Source organism: Microcoleus sp. OTE_8_concoct_300 (assembly GCF_031383065.1).
GTDB lineage: Bacteria > Cyanobacteriota > Cyanobacteriia > Cyanobacteriales > Microcoleaceae > Microcoleus.
On sequence record NZ_JANMZH010000729.1, the window covers coordinates 1 to 4,256 of the forward strand.

The 4,256-nt window shown below is 44.4% G+C and carries 4 protein-coding genes; all 4 read right to left on the reverse strand.

Translation table 11 applies throughout. From position 1 onward, the window contains the following. The coding region (locus ACUVJL_RS32810; RefSeq protein ID WP_445249655.1) for a DUF262 domain-containing protein at nucleotides 1-765 on the reverse strand (765 nt) is incomplete at its 3' end. Between the two features lies 1 nt (nucleotide 766). After that, complete coding sequence (locus ACUVJL_RS32815) at nucleotides 767-1,597, reverse strand: hypothetical protein (RefSeq protein ID WP_445249656.1); 831 nt, start codon at nucleotides 1,595-1,597, stop codon at nucleotides 767-769. 2 nt (nucleotides 1,598-1,599) lie between these two features. After that, nucleotides 1,600-2,799 (reverse strand): restriction endonuclease subunit S, encoded by a 1,200-nt coding sequence (locus ACUVJL_RS32820; RefSeq protein ID WP_445249657.1) that lies wholly within the window; start codon nucleotides 2,797-2,799, stop codon nucleotides 1,600-1,602. Further along, nucleotides 2,796-4,064, reverse strand: a complete 1,269-nt coding sequence (locus ACUVJL_RS32825) for an HsdM family class I SAM-dependent methyltransferase (protein WP_445249658.1) — start codon at nucleotides 4,062-4,064, stop codon at nucleotides 2,796-2,798. The genes ACUVJL_RS32820 and ACUVJL_RS32825 overlap by 4 nt, the downstream gene beginning before the upstream one ends. Nucleotides 4,065-4,256: the final 192 nt, after the last annotated feature.

Genomic DNA, 4,256 nt, shown 5'->3' on the forward strand with positions numbered 1-4,256 from the left:
GAACTGTGTACCATAAGCCTCTTGTCCAAACTCTACTTCCATAGGTCGCCAATATTGCTCATAAAGCTTAGTCTGGAGCTGAGGTTCCAGTCCCATGAGGATGTAGTTACGGATTAGATCGGCTTGACTTAGCTCACGACCGGTTGAGTTCATGCTCTCAAAAATGAGTTGTGGATTGTCCTGATCTCGGCTAAGGGCAACATCTACAACTAACAGTTTTGCTAGTCCTTTGCATATAGTCGTTAGCTTATCCTTAGAATCTTTAATCAACGACTCGAAAAGCTTTAAGTTTTCTGTCACGCGGATGGAAGAGTCTTTGGGTTGCTCGGAGTTATTGAGAATGGCTATAAGTGAATCCTTATCAGTTTGCGAAAGAATGAGTTTGAAATGCTGTTCTCCATCTTCTTCAGGGTTAAGTAAATAATAGTTTCGTAATTTGCGCTGTGAAAAACCTTCTACTGGCTCAGTATCCTCAAGGGCATTAGCCAGTGCTGTGATTAATAATGTAACTGTTGTTAAGCGTTGCTGTCCGTCAATTACAAGCAGTGGTGACTGGCTTGATACTTGGTAAAGTCCTTTTTCGATGTAGACAATAGAGCCAAAGAAGTGAGTAGTAATGTCATCGTTGGAGCCAGTACGCAGGATGTCATCCCACAATTGCCGACATTCCTTTTCTGTCCACGAGTAAGTACGCTGGTAGATGGGAATAACGAACTGGGGGGACTTCTTGATAAAGGCGAGTAGCTTGGCTTCAGTGGCTTTCATGTCATAATTCTCCTCGGTAAACAATATCAGCGTTGATTTGATCTGTAAGATAGAGGGTAAAACCAGCAAGAATAATAGACATCACTACCATCTCGCGCATATCAATGTCCCTATTTACACTATTGGGATTGCCTCCATGCCTGAATGCAGGATAGTCAGATGCAAATCCATATATCTTACTCAACGCCTCTTTTAGTGCTGAATGTGGCAAATTGATCTTGTTGCAGATATTACCTAATGTTTGCCCGTCTTTCCCCAGATATTTTGATCCTATCGCTTCTAACAACATGAACTGTCCGCTAAGGCACACCTTGATTCGCCTATCTGAACAATCAATTCGTAAATCGCAAATGGCATCCTCGAAGTCTTTCATTAGGCTATTGAGGTGAGCATCCTTACTGGTTACTATTTTGAGTTCCCGCATGAGATTTGTAAAGATTCCTGAAAGTGTCGGGGAAAGACAACAAGGTTCCCTCAAGTTATAACGCAAACTGTATTTATCTATAAAGGCACTAACTAAATTAAAGTAGTGCTTAGTAAGCACATCGCTTCCAAATTCTTCCAGAACATTATAGGCTTTTTCAAAAAACTCCACAATAAACCGTTCACCACGTAAGTGCCTAAATTTTATTTTTATAAAAGCCTTTCTCGCCAGTGCTGGATCATTGAGGATTTCCGCCAATCTCATCGGATTTTGCGGGATAATAAGTACGGTGTTTAACTCTCGGTAAAGCTCGATAAACAAGTCATCAGGTGCTTTGGTATGTCGGGCGAGTTTGCTCCATATTTCCCGCCAAGATTCAGACCAAACTCCAAGAAATTCTCCACGCATAGCTATAACTCTCCTCGGAATGCTCGATGTTGGAGGGAAGCAAAAAGGATATCGAGTTCTGACAGTGAGGCGCGGTGTGCTGCTTTGAGTTTTTCTATAGCTTCGACCCGGCAGGCAAATTCTTGTTGAAGGTCAAGAGGTGGTATTAGAAGCGAAAACCCGCGCAACTGGGTCATATTGATTGTGGCAATTCCTGTCGTTTGCTTTGCCTGTTTTAAGAAGTATTTCTTTCCGCGCTGGCTACCAATTAACCAATTCAGAAACAATGGATGAATTTGATTCGAGGTAATACGAACACGATAAATATGGTTTTGATGGATACACTCAGGGAGTTCTCCATTCCAAAGAGTACCTCTGCCTAACTTGTCAGGATCGCCACCTTCAGTAAGGAGCAAGTCATTTACTTGAAGTTTATAGCGTGAAATTTCATCTTCTGTTGCTTCTATAGTCTTTATTATGGTTAGATCAAGCCTACGGTCTTGAACATTAACTACTGCTAGATAAGAAATCTCACGTACTGCTTTCCCGTTGAGTTTTCGTCCCTTGGTAATTCCCGATACAAGCTCAGCAACATCCCCCAAAGTTTTACTCATATCCCACCCTTTTGGATTGCTCACTGGATCACCGAACATTTCTAGGAAGATGGCTTGGGTGAGGGTGTCGAGTTCTGCGATCGCCTCCCGACGTTTAGACCTGATTTCTTCCGCGCGATCGAGTACCTCCGCAATCCGCTTCTGTTCTTCCAATGGTGGGAGGGGGATTTGCGATTCAGAGATGATGCGATCGGAAACAGCAGGATAATTAGCTCCTGTTGCCTTTTTCACCATGTCGCTGATAAAATTTGGCGACTTGACCCAATGAAATAAGTAGGTTCCGTCAAGAAAATCTTTACGTGGTCTAAGAACACAGAACCCTGTTGAAGCTGTTGCTCCGTCGAGTTCTTCGGGTACTAGCGCTACGCCATTCAAGTTAGGACGCACAGTTGAGACGAGAACATCTCCTTTTACTACGAGTTGGCGGGCGCGACTGGGTGCATCGCCACATACAACCTTACGCACCCCAATAATGGTCTTTGAGTCTTGATCAATTGCACTTAAGTCAACATAGTCGAAACTATCATCTCGCAGGGAGCGCAGAGGATTCCATGTCTTAACACTATCCACGACATCGCCAATTGCAATTTTCTTCCAGGCGCTGCTCATCTCAACAGCCCCCCTAACTCTTTCATCCCCTGCTGAATCTCCACCTCTAACTTCGCCAAATTAGCAAGGATGTCTTTAGGTGCGCGATGTTCCACCTCTTCATGCACCATTTCCTTATAACGATTCAGACTGAGGTCATACCCCTGAGAAGCAATATCAGCCTTTGGTACACAGAAACTTTGAGCAGTGCGGAGTCGCTCTCGTTCCGTAGTATTCCGAGATTGCCAACGAGCCAACACATCCGGTAGATTATTCTTAGTATGTTCCTCTACTGTTAGCGTCCCAGCAGGCACAGCACCTAATTTATCTTCAGAAAGCAAAGGCGTTCTTTTATCGTCCAAACTCCAGCCGTCAGCATTCACATTGTAGAACCAAACAGAATCAGTTCCACCTGAGTTAGTTTTAGTGAATAGTAAAATCGCAGTAGAAACACCCGCATAAGGCTTAAATACACCACCAGGCAGAGATATCACAGCATCAAGCTTCTGTTCCTCCACCAACAAGCGGCGCAATTCCTTATGAGCCTTAGAAGAACCAAAAAGCACCCCATCCGGCACAATTACTGCTGCCCGTCCCCCTGGTTTCAGCAATCTTAAAAAGAGAGCCAGAAATAGTAATTCAGTTTTCTTGGTTTTGACGATCGCCTGCAAGTCCTTAGCCGTGTTCTCATAGTCCAACGAACCAGCAAAAGGTGGATTAGCCAGGACAAGACTATAAGATTCTGCATCACTAGAATGTTCCTGTGCCAGCGAATCCTGATAGCGCACATCCGGGTTCTCTACGCCATGCAAAAGCATATTCATACTGCCAATCCGCAGCATAGTATTGTCAAAGTCGAACCCGTGAAACATCTGATGGTGAAAATGTTGCTTCATCTTGGTATCGCGCAGAATTTCCGGGTGATGCGATCGCAAATATTCATTAGCAGCCACCAGAAAACCGCAAGTCCCACTAGCTGGATCGCAAATCACATCACCTGGGCTGGGTGCAGTCAGTTCCACCATCAACTGAATAACGTGGCGCGGTGTGCGAAACTGTCCGTTTTGTCCAGCGGAGGCAATCTTGCCCAACATATATTCATAAAGGTCGCCTTTAGTGTCCCTGTCTTCCATCGGTACACCATCCAGCAAATCCACCACTTTAGAAAGCAGGGCCGGTGTCGGAATAGTGAAGCGGGCATCCTTCATGTGGTGCGCGTAAGTCGAATCATCCCCCCCCAAAGTCCGCAGGAAAGGGAAAACATGATCGTTGACGACCTCAAACATCTCCTTCGGTGCAAAATTCTTGAACCTCGACCAACGCAAATCATCGTAGGAGCATTTGTGACAAGTTAAGAAAAAGTGCAAATTGTCAAGGGGTATAAAAAAGAAAGGTAAAATAGAATGAAACCTTTGTCAGGCAAGCATTTGAGCCATAATTGAACCAGTTATGACTAGCAAAAAACGCATCAACCGAGA